This is a genomic window from Dictyobacter vulcani, assembly GCF_008974265.1.
Classification (GTDB): domain Bacteria; phylum Chloroflexota; class Ktedonobacteria; order Ktedonobacterales; family Ktedonobacteraceae; genus Dictyobacter; species Dictyobacter vulcani.
In genome coordinates this window covers 2,359,273-2,375,887 of record NZ_BKZW01000001.1, presented here as the reverse complement: position 1 = coordinate 2,375,887, position 16,615 = coordinate 2,359,273, and the positions used below count along the sequence as shown (strand labels likewise).

12 protein-coding genes are annotated in these 16,615 nt (G+C 54.1%); 11 read left to right on the top strand and 1 reads right to left on the bottom strand.

The features are described 5' to 3' along the window. The first annotated feature begins 1 nt into the window (after position 1). The 11 genes from nuoF to KDW_RS09890 all read left to right on the top strand — a co-directional run bounded on the left by nuoF (position 2) and on the right by KDW_RS09890 (position 15,475). Positions 2-1,327 carry an NADH-quinone oxidoreductase subunit NuoF gene (nuoF, locus tag KDW_RS09940; protein WP_151755803.1) on the top strand — a complete coding sequence of 442 codons (1,326 nt, stop codon included), beginning with the start codon at positions 2-4 and terminating at the stop codon, positions 1,325-1,327. Positions 1,328-1,410: 83 nt separating this feature from the next. Further along, positions 1,411-3,576, top strand: coding sequence for an NADH-quinone oxidoreductase subunit NuoG (gene nuoG, locus KDW_RS09935; protein WP_162005106.1), 2,166 nt, complete (start codon positions 1,411-1,413; stop codon positions 3,574-3,576). Beyond that, positions 3,569-4,837, top strand: a complete 1,269-nt coding sequence (gene nuoH, locus KDW_RS09930) for an NADH-quinone oxidoreductase subunit NuoH (protein ID WP_151755801.1) — start codon at positions 3,569-3,571, stop codon at positions 4,835-4,837. The genes nuoG and nuoH overlap by 8 nt, the downstream gene beginning before the upstream one ends. Positions 4,838-4,849: 12 nt before the next feature. Next, the gene (gene nuoI, locus KDW_RS09925) at positions 4,850-5,464 is read left to right on the top strand and encodes an NADH-quinone oxidoreductase subunit NuoI (RefSeq protein ID WP_151755800.1); all 615 of its coding nucleotides are present in this window, start codon (positions 4,850-4,852) and stop codon (positions 5,462-5,464) included. An 87-nt stretch (positions 5,465-5,551) separates the two neighbouring features. Then, entirely contained in the window at positions 5,552-6,085 is a 534-nt protein-coding gene (locus KDW_RS09920) for an NADH-quinone oxidoreductase subunit J (protein WP_151755799.1), read from the top strand. A gap of 229 nt (positions 6,086-6,314) precedes the next feature. Then, the gene (nuoK, locus tag KDW_RS09915; RefSeq protein WP_126627001.1) at positions 6,315-6,614 is read left to right on the top strand and encodes an NADH-quinone oxidoreductase subunit NuoK; all 300 of its coding nucleotides are present in this window, start codon (positions 6,315-6,317) and stop codon (positions 6,612-6,614) included. 5 nt (positions 6,615-6,619) lie between these two features. Further along, on the top strand, positions 6,620-8,602 hold the full coding sequence (gene nuoL, locus KDW_RS09910) for an NADH-quinone oxidoreductase subunit L (RefSeq protein ID WP_151755798.1): 1,983 nt from the start codon (positions 6,620-6,622) through the stop codon (positions 8,600-8,602). Positions 8,603-8,607: 5 nt separating this feature from the next. Next, positions 8,608-10,164, top strand: a complete 1,557-nt coding sequence (locus KDW_RS09905) for a complex I subunit 4 family protein (protein ID WP_151755797.1) — start codon at positions 8,608-8,610, stop codon at positions 10,162-10,164. 11 nt (positions 10,165-10,175) lie between these two features. Beyond that, on the top strand, positions 10,176-11,870 hold the full coding sequence (locus KDW_RS09900; RefSeq protein ID WP_151755796.1) for an NADH-quinone oxidoreductase subunit N: 1,695 nt from the start codon (positions 10,176-10,178) through the stop codon (positions 11,868-11,870). A gap of 493 nt (positions 11,871-12,363) precedes the next feature. After that, positions 12,364-14,304: a S9 family peptidase gene (locus KDW_RS09895; RefSeq protein ID WP_151755795.1), complete on the top strand. Its 1,941-nt coding sequence runs from the start codon at positions 12,364-12,366 to the stop codon at positions 14,302-14,304. A 274-nt stretch (positions 14,305-14,578) separates the two neighbouring features. After that, a complete protein-coding gene (locus KDW_RS09890; protein WP_151755794.1) occupies positions 14,579-15,475 on the top strand; it encodes a manganese catalase family protein in 897 nt (298 codons plus the stop codon). Positions 15,476-15,542: 67 nt separating this feature from the next. Here KDW_RS09890 and KDW_RS09885 read toward each other — a convergent pair whose 3' ends face one another. Further along, positions 15,543-16,298 carry a class I SAM-dependent methyltransferase gene (locus KDW_RS09885; protein ID WP_269822472.1) on the bottom strand — a complete coding sequence of 252 codons (756 nt, stop codon included), beginning with the start codon at positions 16,296-16,298 and terminating at the stop codon, positions 15,543-15,545. Between the last annotated feature and the right edge of the window lie 317 nt (positions 16,299-16,615).

The following is a 16,615-nucleotide window of genomic DNA, read 5'->3' as shown; positions in this document are numbered from 1 at the left end:
TATGCCAGAAATGATAATCACAAAAAATCTTGATGTACCTGGTATAGATAAATTAGATGTCTATCGACAGAATGGCGGCTATGAGGCTCTGGCGAAGGCGCTGCGCGAGTATCAACCCGACGATATTATCGAGCTGATCAAGACCTCCGGGCTCCGTGGCCGTGGAGGCGCAGGCTTCCCCACTGGAATGAAGTGGAGTTTCCTGGCCAAGAACGATAAGCCGCGCTATCTATGCTGCAACGCCGATGAAAGCGAACCGGGCACCTGTAAGGATCGCGTCCTGATGGAGCAGATCCCACACCGTCTGGTTGAAGGCGTAATCATCACCAGCTATGCCTGTAAAGTCCATACGGCGTTTATTTATGTACGTGGCGAACTGGCCAAAGCTGGTCGCGAAGTCGAGCGTGCGGTTGATGAAGCCTACGCCGCTGGTCTCCTCGGCAAAAACATTCTGGGGAGCGACTTCAGCCTGGACGTGATCGTCCATCGTGGTGCCGGTGCCTATATTTGTGGTGAAGAGAGCGCTTTAATGGAATCGCTGGAGGGCCGCCGTGGCTATCCACGCCTGAAGCCTCCGTTCCCCGCAGTCGTCGGCCTCTATGGCGGTCCCACGGTTATTAATAACTGCGAGACGCTGGCCACAGTTCCAGCCATTATCGCTGGCGGTGGTGACTGGTACGCCTCCTTTGGGACCGAGAAAAGTAAAGGCACACGTATCTTCTGTTTGAGTGGACAGGTCAAGAAGCCTGGTAACTACGAACTGCCACTGGGAGTTCCGCTGAGCACGTTGATCTATGACGAGCAATATGGCGGCGGCATCCTCGATGATCGCAAACTTAAAGCGATTATCCCCGGCGGTTCCTCGACCTTTATTCTCTCACCCGATAAAGTCGATACCCCGCTGGATTATGAGTCCATCGCGGCGGCCGGCTCGATGCTCGGATCAGGTGGCGTGATTGTCATCTCAGATGCAACCTGTATCGTCGGAGCGATATTACGCATGACAGAATTCTATCGGGATGAGTCCTGTGGCAAGTGTACACCCTGCCGTGAGGGTACCTTCTGGATGACGGAGATCCTGGAGCGCCTTGAGCATGGCCATGGCCACTTAAAGGATGTGGATCTGCTCATGGATATTTGCGATAACCTGGCTGGTAAGTCGTTTTGCCCGCTGGGTGATGCCGCCACCAGTTCGATTACCAGTGGTATTCGTCAGTTCCGTGAAGAGTTTGAGTATCATGCCAGATATGGTTGTTGTATGGTTAGTTCTAACGAGAAGAAGCAGCAACAGCCCACGACAGCCAGTGAGCCTGTTGGCACACACTAAGCCGCTCAAAATCGTGTGCGCCTGGCTAGACACGCTAGCGGCATGCACGATTGCTTTTTGATATGAATAGAGGACGTTTTGATATGTCTGAAGAGAAAAAAGAAGAACTTGTACATCTAACGATAGATGGCATGCCGGTAGAAGTTCCTCCCGGAACGCTGGTATGGGCGGCGGCAAAACAGGCTGGCATTGAGATTCCGATCTATTGCTACCATGAGAAGATGCCGCCACTGGGTGCCTGCCGGATGTGCTTTGTTGAGATTGAGAAGATGCCCAAGCCACCACAAACCTCGTGTACGACACCGGTCGCCGAGGGTATGGTCGTGCACACAAAAACCGAAAAGGTCTTGAAGGCACGTAAGGGAACGCTTGAGTTCTTATTGCTGAACCATCCGTTGGATTGTCCGATCTGTGACAAGGCCGGCGAGTGCGATCTCCAGGATTTCACGCTGCGCCACGGACCCGGCAATACGCGTTTCGATCTGCACAAACGCCATTATGAGAAACCGATTCCCGTCAGCAATGACGTGATGCTGGACCGTGAGCGCTGTATCTTATGTCAGCGTTGTACGCGCTTTAGCTCTGAGATTTCCATGGACAATGGCCTGGTGATGATTTCCCGTGGCTATAAAATGGAGGTTGGCACAGCACCTGGTGAGGCCTTTGACTCGGTTTTCTCTGGCAATACCACCGAGATTTGTCCGGTGGGTGCGTTGACGGCTTCAACCTATCGCTTCAAAGCCCGACCCTGGGAACTAAAGCACACCGCCAGCGTCTGTAACAACTGTAGCGTTGGTTGTAATGCCCGCGTCGATACGCGTGTAGATCGCGTCGTGCGCCTGATGTCCCGCAATAATGATGCCGTGGATGATGGCTGGCTGTGTAACCGTGGTCGCTGGGAATTTGATTATGTCAATAGTCCCCAGCGCCTGCGCACCCCGCTGATCCGCCGCAATGGTCAACTGACCCGCGCCAGTTGGGATGAGGCGCTGACACACATCGCCACGCGCTTGAAAGAGATCAAGAACCAGCATGGTGCTCAGGCTATCGCCGGTATCGGCTCCACACGCACCACCAACGAGGAAGCTTATCTCTTCCAGAAATTGTTGCGTCAGGTACTCGGCAGCAACAACGTGGATCACCATCACGGTGCCTTCCCCGGTGTACGCGACCAGTTGACCGGCAAGCCATGGATGATGACCAATAGCATCGTCGATATCGAGCGCGCCTCGCATATCGTCCTGATCGCCTCTGATCCCTATCAGCGCCAGCCGATCCTGAATCTGCGCATGAAAAAAGCCCTGAGTAAGGGAGCACAGATCTATATCGTCAATTCCGCTGAAACCGAACTGGATCGTCTGGCGACCCTGAAGTTGCAGGTCCCGAGCGGTTCCGAGGGCATGGCCGTCAAAGTTATGCTTAAACAGCTCTTACAGAATGCGTCTGCGGAACTGCCTGCTGCTGAAGATGTACGAACGCACATCCAGCGTGAGGAACAGGCCATTCGCGCCGCCGAAGACACCTTTGGAGCCCAGATGACGACCCGGTTACAGAGCCTGGCGGACGCCTTACTGACAGCGAAGGGCGCGGTTATCCTCTATGATGAGATGGCGACCCTCACCACCGGCAACCAGGATCTGGCGGCTGATGCGCAGGCACTGGCCGTCCTAACAGGCAACATCAACAAGCCCGGTGCCGGCGTTGGACCCTTATTTGAGGATGCCAACTCCCTCGGCGCTCGTGACATGGGTCTCCTCCCGGATGCCTTCCCTGGCTATCAGGCCATTGACAAGGCTGGACTGGCCTATGACGAGATCCTTGGCAACGCACAGGTCAAAGCCTTACTGGTCATGGGCGCGAATCCCGCCCGCCATATAGCCGATGGAAAACTACCTGGCTCACTGGAATTTGTAGTGGTACAGGAACTGCTGCTCACTGAAACAGCACAGCAGGCTGATGTTGTGCTCCCAGCCCTCTCCTTCGCGGAGAAAGACGGTAGCATGACCAACGTCGACCATCATGTACAGGCGATCCGCCGCGCCTTGCGCCCCCTACCGGGAGCCAAAGCCGACTGGGAGATCCTGGTCGCCCTGGCCCAATATCTGGGCGAGACCTGGACCTACGCCAGTCCACGCGACATCCTCCTGGAGATCGCCGAGCAGAATCCTTTCTATGCCGGCCTGACCTGGGAAGACCTGGGGAAACAGGGCGTACGTAGCCTGGAAGAGCAGGAGGCGGCCCGTGTTTGATTTTATGAATGATCCAACCGTAGCTCTGATCGTGGCCACCATTGTCAAGGGCGCAATCCTGATCGTCGTGCTGCTGACCGCCTTCGCCTACATGACCCTGATTGAGCGCCGTGTGGTCGCGAAGATGCAGGGCCGTATCGGCCCCAACCGTGCCGGTCCCCTGGGTCTATTGCAGCCCGTGGCCGACGCTTTGAAGATGGCCTTTAAAGAGCAGATCGTACCAACGCAAGCCAAAAAAGCTATCTACCTGGTCGCCCCGGTAATCTCGGTAGTCGTAGCACTCTGCGCCTTCGCCGTCGTGCCGATCGGCAACAACTGGAGCGGTAGCCGCAACGTGCATAGCATCTGGGATCCCATGATCGGCAACATCAACGTCGGCATACTCTGGATCCTGGCCATCTCGTCGCTGGCCGTCTATGGCATCGTGCTCGGTGGCTGGGCATCCGGTAACCGCTATTCGCTATTGGGTGCCCTGCGTAGTGCCGCCCAGATGGTTTCATATGAAACAAGTCTCGGCCTGGCATTAAGTGGTGTATTGATGTGGACCGGCTCCCTGAGTATGGTCGATATCGTCACCAGACAGCAGGATATGGGGATCTGGTTTATTCTGGCCCAGCCACTCGGCTTTGTGATCTACCTGATCGCCGGTGTCGCCGAAGTGAACCGCGCCCCCTTTGACCTGCCAGAAGCCGAACAGGAACTCACCGCCGGTTATCTCACCGAGTATAGCGGTCTCCGCTGGAGCCTGTACCAGATGGCCGAGTACATCAACATGATCACCGTCAGTGCCATTGCCTCCACCCTCTTCCTTGGTGGCTGGAGCTTCTTTGGACTGACCGATGGCATTCCTGTACTCTCACTGGTCATCTTCGTGCTCAAAGTCGCACTCTTCCTTTTCCTATTCATCTGGCTGCGCGCCACACTGCCACGTATCCGTTATGACCGCTTGATGCGCTTCGGCTGGCAGGTGCTGCTCCCACTCTCAGTACTCAACATCGTGATTACCGCTTTCGCGGTAGCACTACACTGGAGCTGGATCGTCAGTGGACTTGGTGGACTGATCGTGATCGTCATCATGCTATTCGTTATGCGCCGTAAGGGTATTCTCGAAGGCACACGTTTTACCGATGCGCTTAAGGATAAAGAGGGCAAGACCCACCTGCCCACATCGGTCCGGCTGGCCACCTTTGAAAATACAACCCTTCCAGCTGCTATAGAGAAAGAGCCCGAGGCACAGGATTCCACTGCGGTACGGGTATAAGGAGTTAATTGGATGTCTTTTGATATCGTTAAGGGCATGGCCACCACGCTCAAGAATATTGGTCGCAAGCCTACCACCGTTTCCTATCCAGAGGAAGAGCGCGATCTGCCCGCTCGCTTCCGTGGTCGACACGTGCTACATCGCTATGACAACGGCCTGGAGCGCTGCGTCGGCTGCTACCTGTGCGCTGGAGCCTGTCCCGCTGACGCCATCTATATCGAGGCCGAAGAGAACACCGAAGAGCATCGCGTCTCACCGGGTGAGCGCCACGCCAAAGTCTTTGACGTCAACATGCTACGCTGTATCTTCTGTGGATACTGTCAGGCCGCCTGCCCGACCGGCGCCATCACGCTGGAAAAGGAATACAAGCTAGCCTCCTATTATCCAGAAGATCTCGTCTACCATAAAGAGCAACTGCTGGAAGCCACAGGACAATCGACCGTCGGCTCCAACGCCGTCTGGGCCGAGCCAGCCCCTGAGGACGCCATCCAGCCAGTGCCCCAGGACAGCAAAGTCTTTGATGGTTCCCGTGCCAGCGCATCCGCCGTCGGCCTTGGCAACATCAATATTGAACGTGACAACCTGCTCACCAATGCAGAGCAGGACGAGGATAGAAGAAAGCAGTAAAAAATGATCCTCCTCTGGATCCGGCCAGGAAGCGGTAACAACCGCCACCGCGCTGGACCCCGAGTTGGATCATAGAGGAAAAATGATATGACATTCGACATCGTATCGTTTATTGTGCTCGCGGTTGCCACAACCGCCACCGCACTAGGCGTCATCGCCTTCAAGAATGCCGTGCACAGTGCCCTGAGTCTCATCCTCACGCTGCTGTTTCTGGCCTTATTCTACCTGCAACTGCAAGCCATGTTTATCGCAGTTGTCCAGATACTCATTTACGCCGGAGCCATCATGGTACTCTTCCTATTTGTAGTCACCATGCTAGCCCCCGACCAGAACGAAAGCGACCTGAAAGACGCCATACCCTGGCAACGCATCGTCGGCGGCCTACTCGGCCTCGTGCTTGTCGCGGCCCTGAGCTACGAACTATTCACAGGAGCCCAGATCACCGGACCCAAAGCCGCCGCAGGCAACAGCCTCACACAAGCAGTAACAGCCTACCATGGAGACACCCAGGCCTTCGGCATGGCCCTCTTCCACGGCTTCCTGTTCCCGTTTGAGGTCACCAGCCTGCTCATCATCGTAGCCATCCTGGGTGCCCTCGTCTTCGGCCGTCGCGCAAACTAAAAGGGGTGCAGGGTTCTCCCTGCCGGGGGTCGGGGGTGTCCCCCGATAACTCCCCTTTACCCGCCGTCGTCAGGCGGCAACACAAAAGGGGTGCAGGGTTCTCCCTGCCGGGGGTCGGGGGTGTCCCCCGATATCCCCCCTTTACCCGCCGCCGTCAGGCGGCAACACAAATAAACGAAACCATAATAAACATCGTACCGGAGACGGTACCGGAATAAAGGAGAGAACAATGCCATTATCTGCTTATTTGATAATGAGCGCACTATTGTTCACCATCGGCGTCATCGGCGTACTAATCCGACGAAACCCACTCATTATCTTTATGTCAATCGAACTCATGCTCAACGCCGTCAACCTATCATTTGTAGCCCTATCACACTTTCTGGACTCAGCCGATGGACAAATGTTCGTTTTCTTAGTGCTCACGGTCGCCGCCGCCGAAGTCGTGGTCGGACTGGCCTTAATCGTCTCCATCTATCGCCGACGCCACAACATTGACGTTGACGAGATGAACATTATGCGAGGCTAGTTGTTATGACAAATCTAAGTCTATGGGTACTCCTGTTGCCATTGCTCGGATTTATTATCCTGGGCCTGGCAGGCAGGTTTATGCCGCGTACAGCCATCCTGGCCGTTGGCTGGGGCGCGTGCGGTCTGGCCTTTCTCTGTGCGGCCATCAGCTTCTTCTCGATGCTGGCGACGCCAGCCGCCCAGCGCACCAGTGATCAAGTCGTCTACCACTGGATCAGTGCCGGCACCTTCTCACTGGATTTCGGCCTGCTACTGGATCCATTGTCGATGACCATGTTACTGGTCGTCACCGGCGTTGGTTTGCTGATCCATATCTATTCGGCGGGCTATATGGCGGACGATCCCAGTTTCTGGCGCTTCTTTGCCTACCTGAACTTCTTCATTTTCGCCATGGTCATGCTGGTGATTGCCAACAACTTCCTGTTCCTCCTCGTAGGCTGGGGATTGGTTGGTCTGGCATCATATTTACTGATCGGTTTCTGGTACCAGCGCCGTTCCGCCGTTGCCGCCGCGCAGAAGGCGTTTGTGATCAATGTCATCGGCGACTTCGGCTTAATGCTGGCGATCTTCTTGATCTTCCAGGGTGCTGGTCGTCTGGATTACGCAGGCGTTCTCACGCATACATTTCCAGCCGCCACCGCCACGGCGATTGCGCTCTTACTCTTCGTCGCCTGTGCCGCCAAGTCCGCTCAGTTACCACTGTATATGTGGTTACCGGACGCCATGGAAGGCCCGACACCTGTCAGCGCACTGATCCACGCCGCCACCATGGTAACGGCCGGTGTCTATCTGGTCGCGCGTGCCTATCCGCTCTTTGAGCAGTCTCCTGCGGCCCTGGCTGTAGTAGCCGGTATCGGCGGTGCCACCGCCCTGTTCGCGGCGACAATTGCGCTCTTCCAACTGGACATTAAGCGTGTGCTGGCCTACTCAACCATCAGCCAACTCGGCTACATGTTTATGGCCGAAGGTGTGCACAATTATTCCGCCGGAATCTTCCATCTGGTAACCCATGCCTTCTTCAAAGCCTTACTCTTCCTGGGTGCTGGCGCCGTCATTCACGCGCTGGCTGGCGAGCAGGACATGCGCAAGATGGGTGGCCTGTGGGGTCGCCTGCGTGTGACGGGACTCACCTTCTTGATTGCCTCGCTGGCCATCAGCGGTATCATTCCGTTTGCTGGTTTCTGGAGTAAAGATGAGATCCTCGGTTCAGTACTGGCCTATGGAAATCAGACCGGCAATGTCTGGTACTATATCCTGTGGGCTATTGGTATTCTGACTGCTGGCATGACGGCCTTCTATATGTTCCGCCTCTTCTTTGGCATCTTCGCTGGCGACTATCGTGGCGCTAGCGTGGCGGTCAATGATAATACTAATGGCGATGTAGAAGAGCAAGAAGCCGCCGCCGCTGGTCATCATCATGCTGGCCCGGTCCGCTATAACAGCATCCATGATGTGGCACCAGTGATGTCGATTCCATTGATCATTCTGGCGATCCTATCAGTTATTGGTGGCTTTATTGGCTCAATGGCCCTCTTCGGTCTTCCCAACTGGTCACCGCTCGCCAACTTCCTGCCCGCTGCCATGCATAACCATGCTGCTGAAGGTTCATTAACCCTGGAATGGATCTCCACCGGACTGAGCCTGCTGGCGGGTGTACTGGGTATTGGTATGGCCTGGCGGCTCTATGGCAAGGGTTTTGCCTTTAAGCAGAACTCCAACCCGCTCTATCAACTGGTCTTCCATAAATATTATGTGGACGAGATCCTGAACGCGGTCCTGATCATCCCCGTGCTGGCACTGAGCCGTACATTATCCCGCTATCTGGAAGGTGATGTACTGGATGGTGGTAGCCGTGGTATCTCGACACTCTTCCGGGGCACCAGTACATTCATGCGCCGCGTGCAGACTGGCTACATGCGTAACTATGCGCTCGGTATTCTCTTAGGTGTTGTTGTTATTATTGTCTATTATGCGGTGAGGGGGTAGCAGCTATGTTTTTTCTCTCGGCTGTCATTCTTTTTCCCCTGTTGGGAGGACTGGCGCTGCTCTTCTTTCCACGTGAACAGGTGCGGGCGATCCGAATGACCGCGCTCGGCCTGGCGCTGATTGAGTTGCTGCTGGTGCTGGGTTTGGACCTGGCCTATCTACAGAATAGTGTGAGCCTGTTTAGCTCTTCGTTCCTACATGAGAGTTGGAGATGGTTTCCGGATTTAGGGATCAATTATAGTCTGGGCATGGATGGCATTAGCCTGGTACTGGTAAGCCTGACTGCCTTGCTGACAGCAATCTGTATCGGGGCTTCGTTCCGCATTGAGAGCAAGGTCAAGAACTACATGGCCTTTATGCTCCTGTTCGAGAGCGGCATGCTGGGCGTGTTTCTGGCCTCGAACCTGTTCCTGTTCTATATCTTCTGGGAAGTCATGCTGATCCCTGCGTATTTCCTGTTGGGTACCTGGGGTGGCGAGCGCCGCATTTATGCCGCGTTCAAGTTTGTCATCTATACCTCGGTCGGTAGCTTCTTGATGCTGGTTGGCATCATCGCCATCGGTTATTATCACCAACTGGCCGCCGTGGCCGCCGGCGGTACCTCCTGTGGTTATACGCTGGAACTGTCGCAGTTATTGAATACCAGCGCAACCTGCCATGGCGTCCTGGATGGCACTACCCAGTTGTGGTTATTGCTGGCATTTGCCGCCGCCTTCGCGGTCAAAGTTCCGCTGATTCCCTTCCATAGCTGGCTGCCAGACGCTTATAGCGAGGCACCTGCTCCCGTGACGGCGCTACTGGCCGGTGCCATGTCCAAGACCGGTGTCTACGGCTTCCTGCGCCTATGTATACCCCTGTTCCCACAGGCCATCCACACGCTGGCACCATATATCAACGTGTTAGCAGTCGTGGGTATCCTGTATTGTGCGGTCCTGGCACTGATGCAGACAGACCTGAAACGCCTGCTAGGATATTCCAGTATCAGTCACCTGGGTGTGATTATGCTGGGTCTGTTCTCGTTTACCGCGCAGGGTATGACCGGCTCGGTCTTGCAGATGGTAAACCACGGTATCACCACCGCAGTCCTCTTCTTGATCGCTGGCTTCCTGGAATACCGTACAGGCACGCGCCGTTTACAGGATTATGGCGGTCTGGCCGCGCGTATTCCCTGGTTGGCGGTCATGATGTTTATCGCGGCCCTCTCATCGCTGGGCCTACCCGGACTCAACAGCTTTACCGGTGAGTTCTTATCCTTACTGGGAGCCTTCCGGGCCAACGTCACGCTGGGCGTGCTTGGTACGCTGGTAGTTGTGCCGGCGGCCTGGTATATGTTGCGCTTCTTCATCGGCTTGATGTGGGGAGTACCAGCAACCGAGGGTGCTGTCAGTGCCAACCTGCGCAAAGGTGGCATACGTGATCTCAGCCTCGGTGAATTAGGCGTGATCATCCCACTTATTATCTTGATCTTTTACATTGGCGTGCAGCCTGCCGTACTGACCGGGATCATTGATCCATCGGTGGCGAATACGATGCAGGTGCTGAGCAGTGCTTTTGTCAAATAGGGGACCTTGCTATGACATTTAATTATTCTGTCAGTCCCGATGATTGGTTAGGAATTGCGCCTATCGTGGTGCTGGTTGTCATGGCTCTGGTGGTAATGCTGGTTGATCTGGTCTTACCCCACGAAGGACAACGCTCCAAGCATAGCGGTCCTGCTAATTTCACGGTACTTCCAGCGGTTACCTTTCTGGGTATCCTGGCAGCGATGGCTGCGGCGATTGTCCTGTTCTTTGTACAGCATCGAGCCGCTGTCTTTAATCAAATGGTGGGTGCGGACAATGGTACGTTGTATGCTGATCTACTGGTGCTGAGCGCCGGTGGCCTGGGCATCTTACTCTCGCCAGCCTACTTGAAGCGCTTGCGGTTAGTACATCAGGGCGAATATTATGCCCTGATGCTGCTGGCCATGACCGGCATGATGCTGATGGCAAGTGCCCTAAGCTTCTTGATTGTCTTTGTCGGACTGGAAATGTTCTCGCTGGCCCTGTACATTCTCTGTAGCTTTATTGAGCAACGGCAGATGTCACAGGAATCGGGCATGAAATATTTCCTGCTCAGTTCATTCGCATCCGCCTTCTTGCTCTACGGTATCGCCTTAATCTATGCGGCATCCGGCCGCACCAGTTTTGTCGATGTACAGCAGTTCGTGCTCAAACAGGGTGGCCATGCACCGATCCTGTTACTGGTTGGACTGGGCTTGCTAACGGTTGGCTTTGCCTTCAAAGTCTCGGCCGTACCCTTCCAGACCTGGACTCCTGATGTCTATCAGGGCGCACCAGCACCGGTCACGGCCTTCATGTCCATCGGCACCAAAGTCGCCGCGCTGCTGGCCTTTGTACGCGTCTTTGGCTTCGTACTCTCATCAGTGCAGAACGACTGGTTGCCTATCATCTGGACACTGGCAGTCCTGACAGTGCTTGCTGGTAACCTGATGGCCATCAGCCAGAGCAACATCAAGCGTATGCTGGCCTACTCCAGCGTCGCCCACGGTGGCTATCTCTTGATCGGCATCGTCATCAGTGGCCAGGCCCAGCAGAACCATATCGGCGCATCCGCCATCCTGTTCTACCTGACCTGCTACCTGTTCATGAATATTGGTGCCTTCGGTGTCATCTCCATGCTGGAGCGCAGCGACAACTCAGGTTATGATCTCGCTGATCTGCGTGGCCTCTGGTATCGCCGTCCTGTACTGGCCGGAATGCTCGCCTTCTTCCTACTCGCATTGGCTGGCTTCCCACCCATGGCAGGCTTTGCCGGTAAATACTACCTGTTCTATTCCGCCCTCGTCGGTGGACATCCCGAACTTCTGGTCATTGGTGTCATCGCCAGTGTGCTAGGTATCTACTACTACCTGCGCTTCATCGCCGTCATGTTCATGGAAGGTCGCGACACCCCCCGTGTTGGAACCATTCCCACAACATCCGGCAAGATACCAACCACGCCGCGCACCAGAGTCTCTGGCAGCCTATCGCGGCCACTCCCATCCTCACGTGGTGGCACCGCCGTCGCAGAGAAGCCAGCAACCGCCAGAGTTGCAGACCTCCCTGTTCCGGCCGCCGCCGTGATAGAAAACGAAAACACCCACGAACTCGAAGGCTGGTCCTGGCTAGCCCTGATCATCGCAGGCCTCGGCACCCTGCTCGTCGGAGTCATCCTACCCTTCTGGCTCCCACAACTCCAGCAAGCCGCCCAAAGCCTGCTCAAATAACCAAACCTTCTATCAAAGGGGGCAACCTGCAAAGCGCAGGTTGCCCCCTTTGATATGGTTGCAAAAATTATATATACGCCGATAAAACGTGCCATTAACTCAAAAGCTCAATAAAGTCGTAAATGTAGGTTCGACCCTCGCGGTCGATTTCCTTCCCCCGCATCGATCTTACCCCAAAAGAGACCAATTCCCATTTTCTTGCTCATGTTGGGGCCGCCTGGACGTGAGGGCACCAATCGACCGCGAGGGTCGAACCTACAAATCGTGTTTTTTTGCCACATATAACATAAGAATAAGAACATAAGAAGTCTGACCAATGGCGGTACACGTGTCGGTGGTATAATGAGGGGCATTTAGATGTGCAGGGTGCCACCAACATCAGCGCATGGTGTTTTCATTTTGCCCTCAATGGGCAATTTCAATAGTATAAATTGCGTCTGGATCCACAAATATAGCAGTGCGCCTGTGAATTTTTGTGGATGAAAGGAATGCTATGTCAAACGTAAAAACAGCTCCGTATGGTTCCTGGAAGTCTCCGGTGACTACTGATCTGATTGTCTCAGAGACGATCCGTTTTGGTTTGTCCGCTTTGGATGGGGATGATATTTATTGGATTGAGGGGCGTCCGGCGGAAGGTGGTCGCAATGTGATTGTGCGGCGCTCGGCCGATGGCACTTTGACCGACATGAATCCTCAACCGTTTAATGCTCGCACACGGGTGCATGAGTATGGCGGTAGCGACTATGCAGTCAGTCAGGGAACAATCTATTTCTCAAACTATGCTGATCAGCGCCTTTATCGCCTGACACCTGGCTCAGATCCCGTGCCTATGACGCCCGCCATCGAGCGCCGTTATGCAGATATGATCGTAGATCAGCCACGCCAGCGCTTGATTTGTGTCTGTGAGGATCATACCAATGTTGAGCGTGAGGCCGCCAACCTGCTGGTAAGTATTCCTTTGAACAGTGATGGTCATACGAATGATATACAGGTCTTGCAATCGGGCAATGATTTCTATGCCGATCCGCGCCTGAGTCCTGATGGTTCGCGGCTATGCTGGCTTACCTGGAATCATCCCAACATGCCCTGGGACGGCACTGAGCTATGGGTGGCTGATATAGATGCCCAGGGCGCTATTACTAACGCTCAGCGCGTCGCAGGTGGTCCTGAGGAGTCAATCTTCCAGCCTTCATGGTCGCCCGATGGCACCCTGTACTTTGTCTCTGATCGCACCAACTGGTGGAACCTCTATCGTCTGGTAGATAATCAGATTGAGGCTATATGCCCGAAAGAAGCCGAGTTCGGAACACCACAGTGGGTCTTTGGCATGTCCACCTACTCATTTGTCTCAGCCGAGCAGATCATTTGCTGGTATGCTGGTCCCACTGAGTCTGGCCTGGCCTACCTGGACACAAAAACCAAAACGCTGACCCCGATCTCCATTCCATTTTCCTCGGCCACGGGTATTCGTGCCAACGAGAAGCAGATACTCTTCCTGGCGACCTCGCCAACCTCTTCGGGTTCCCTGGTACGCCTGGATATCCCTTCCGGACAGGTAGAGATTTTGCGCCGCAGTCAGAATACGGTAATTGATACCGGCTATATCTCGGATGCCGAGTTGATCGAGTTCCCCACGGAACACGGCTTGAGCGCTTATGCCTATTATTATGCGCCGAAAAACGTTGACTTTGTGGCCCCGGAGGGCGAACTTCCTCCGCTCCTGGTAATCAGCCATGGCGGACCTACCAGCGCAGCCTCAAGTAAACTGGATCTCAGCACACAGTTCTGGACCAGCCGTGGTTTTGCCGTAGTTGACGTGAACTATGGCGGTAGTAGCGGTTATGGCCGTGCCTATCGGGATCGCCTCAAAGGCCAATGGGGTATCGTCGACGTTGATGATTGTGTCAACGCCGCCAAATACCTCGTCCAGCGCGGCCTGGCAGATGGAGAACGCCTGACCATCCAGGGCGGTAGCGCCGGTGGCTATACCACCCTGTGCGCCCTGACCTTCCGAGACACCTTCAAGGCCGGTGCCAGCCATTTCGGCGTCAGCGACCTCAACATCTTTGTCCATGACACCCATAAATTCGAGTCGCGCTACATGGACGGTCTGATTGGTCCCTATCCTGAACGCAAAGACCTGTATGATCAGCGCTCAGCCATCAACCATACAGACCAACTCTCATGTCCCGTCATCTTCTTCCAGGGACTCGAAGACAAGATCGTCCCACCGAGTCAGGCCGAAGTCATGGTAGAAGCCCTGCGAGCCAAAAAGCTCCCGGTCGCCTACCTACCCTTTGAAGGAGAACAGCACGGCTTCCGCCGCGCCGAAAACATCAAGCGCTCCCTCGAAGCCGAACTCTACTTCTACTCAAAAATCTTCGGTTTCGACCTCGCTGACCCAATCGAACCCGTCCTGATCGAAAACCTCTAACCGTTATCAACCAATGAGATCATTCTTTATAAGCTAAAGAATGATCTCGTCGTACCGGCAGCCTTCATGGCTGCGACCGTCGCCCCAGGAGCGAAGCCAGTTGGCATCCAGCAAGCACCTTCCTCTGCGACCCTATGCCCGCCCCCACATAAGAAGCGTGAGCCCCTTAGCAGTTAAATAATTTTCAACTCCTGACGAATTATAGATATGAAATAACCATAACACGGCCAGCTACATCAAAATGTATCCATAAATGCGCTAAAGGAGCATCCTTATGTTTTTTCACGTACAAAAACTCATCAATCAGATTGTGCCAGATGAGCCCGATCCAGAGGCGGCTAACGCGTTACAGGAAGGCCTGGGAGGACAGTTTGGCGAAATGCGCACGATGATGCAGTATCTCTTCCAGAGCTTTAATTTCCGTGGCGATGCCAAGCCATACTTTGATTTGATTCAAGGAATTGGCATAGAAGAAATCAGCCATGTCGAACTTATTGCCACCACGATTAATCGTCTGCTGGATGGCTCTCCTCGCTATCAAGGAAAAAATGGTAGTGTGCCTGGCGAGAAAGGGGCAACCCCACTTAATGTTGCGCTTACCCATGGCAATATTCAGCATTTTCTAGTTGGCGCACAGGGAGCCATGCCCGTTGATTCCACAGGCAATCCATGGTCCGGCTCTTATGTCTATAATAGCGGCAACCTGGTGCTGGATCTGCTCTATAATCTGATGCTGGAGTCAACTGGACGCTTGCAGAAGTGCCGTTTATATGAAATGACCAAGAATAAGACGGCTCGCTCGACGATCTCGTACTTGATTGTGCGCGATCACGCACATGAGAATGCTTACGCGAAGGCATTGGAATCACTGGGCGTGAATTGGGGCAAGGTCTTGCCGATCCCGAAGTATGATGCGATGAAACTGCCTGAGGTTCGTGTGTTGATGGAGAAAGGGGTGCATCTTGAGCAGCATCATTGGCGCTTAGATGGCTCGGAGATGGAGAAGATATTCCGTGGGCCTTCTCCGTCCGGCCCTGGCGAGTTGCATACAACCTCAAAACCGCCTGAAGGAACCCCCGTTAAGTTGGGTCCTATACGTCCCGAAGAGTTTGCCCCTGGCCTGCCTCCTGAGTTGTTAGAATTGACTCAACAGGCTGCACTGCTGGCGTAGTCTTGTTTGTAACCTTTTTTATCGGGTCCCGTTCGTCAGAAAAAAAGCTTCTGACGAGCGAGGCCTGTTAGCGCATAGCACTCCAGATCGTCCAGCGATCCTGTTCTACAATGGCTTGATAATCGCTATCGAGTTGACGACGGATATATTCATTAAGATCACTTAACTCTGCCTCGCTTAATTCATGCAAAATCGAGCGGCCCGTACGAGCTTTGAGATCCCGTTCCAGAGCAGCAAAGTTCGTATGAATCTGCCGTGTCTCCCAGAGTTGTCTTTTCTGTACCACACGGAAGCCAGCCTGATGCAACGCACTCATCACGGTAGCATTATCATGGCGGCGCTCCACTTCCTGTTTCGCCAGTTTGGGATAGCGAGCAAAAAAGTAGCCGCGAATATTGGTCTGGCTACCGGCCAACAGGCAATCTTCAGGTGTGCGATCCTGGATGATCAACGTGCCACCAGGTCGGAGGATGCGTAAGGCTTCAGCAAAGCAAGCAGCGAGTTCTTCACGTGGAATATGATGAATCAGCGCGCGTTCCAGGACAACATCGCATTGTTTGTCCGCCAGGATGGTATGGGCGGCATCTCCCTGGACATAATTGACGTTACTCTGGGCTTTTAATTTGCTCTGAGCATCTTCAAGCATAACTTCGGAGGAATCAACACAGGTAATGTTGGCGGCTCCCATATCGAGGAGGGCTTTAGCATAGATGCCACCACCGCAGCCGATGTCAGCGACACTGCGACCCTGAACATCAATAATCTGATTGATCAGGGATTTCCAGCTACCAGTGGCCTGGCGCGTTGCATACGTTTGGCGAATTTCTTCGGCGTGAAAGTTGATTGGCGTAATCGTTCCCCTTTCATTCCCACTCTATTGAGCGGCTAAGGCCTTGGACTTATCTTTACACGGCTCTCTTGTGACCTTTATGCATATGTCTCCGAGCCGGTCTATTCAATGGGCTATTCTATCACATCCTTACCACGCAAGATATGCATCTTATATCTTTTTTACCATTTCTAAGATTGCCCAATCGTACTTGTATCCTACCTGTAGCGTTGGAAATCGCACCAAAAATAAGACGCTGGAATGAAAATTTATGGGGACAGATTGGCTATTGAATGTTAAGAAAAAAGGCC

Coding starts and splice junctions, on each gene's coding strand:
- KDW_RS09890 (WP_151755794.1), top strand. CDS start 14,579: ATGTTTTTTCACGTACAAAAACTCATCAATCAGATTGTGCCAGATGAG.
- KDW_RS09895 (WP_151755795.1), top strand. CDS start 12,364: ATGTCAAACGTAAAAACAGCTCCGTATGGTTCCTGGAAGTCTCCGGTG.
- KDW_RS09920 (WP_151755799.1), top strand. CDS start 5,552: ATGACATTCGACATCGTATCGTTTATTGTGCTCGCGGTTGCCACAACC.
- nuoF (WP_151755803.1), top strand. CDS start 2: ATGCCAGAAATGATAATCACAAAAAATCTTGATGTACCTGGTATAGAT.
- nuoI (WP_151755800.1), top strand. CDS start 4,850: ATGTCTTTTGATATCGTTAAGGGCATGGCCACCACGCTCAAGAATATT.
- nuoG (WP_162005106.1), top strand. CDS start 1,411: ATGTCTGAAGAGAAAAAAGAAGAACTTGTACATCTAACGATAGATGGC.
- nuoK (WP_126627001.1), top strand. CDS start 6,315: ATGCCATTATCTGCTTATTTGATAATGAGCGCACTATTGTTCACCATC.
- nuoL (WP_151755798.1), top strand. CDS start 6,620: ATGACAAATCTAAGTCTATGGGTACTCCTGTTGCCATTGCTCGGATTT.
- KDW_RS09900 (WP_151755796.1), top strand. CDS start 10,176: ATGACATTTAATTATTCTGTCAGTCCCGATGATTGGTTAGGAATTGCG.
- KDW_RS09905 (WP_151755797.1), top strand. CDS start 8,608: ATGTTTTTTCTCTCGGCTGTCATTCTTTTTCCCCTGTTGGGAGGACTG.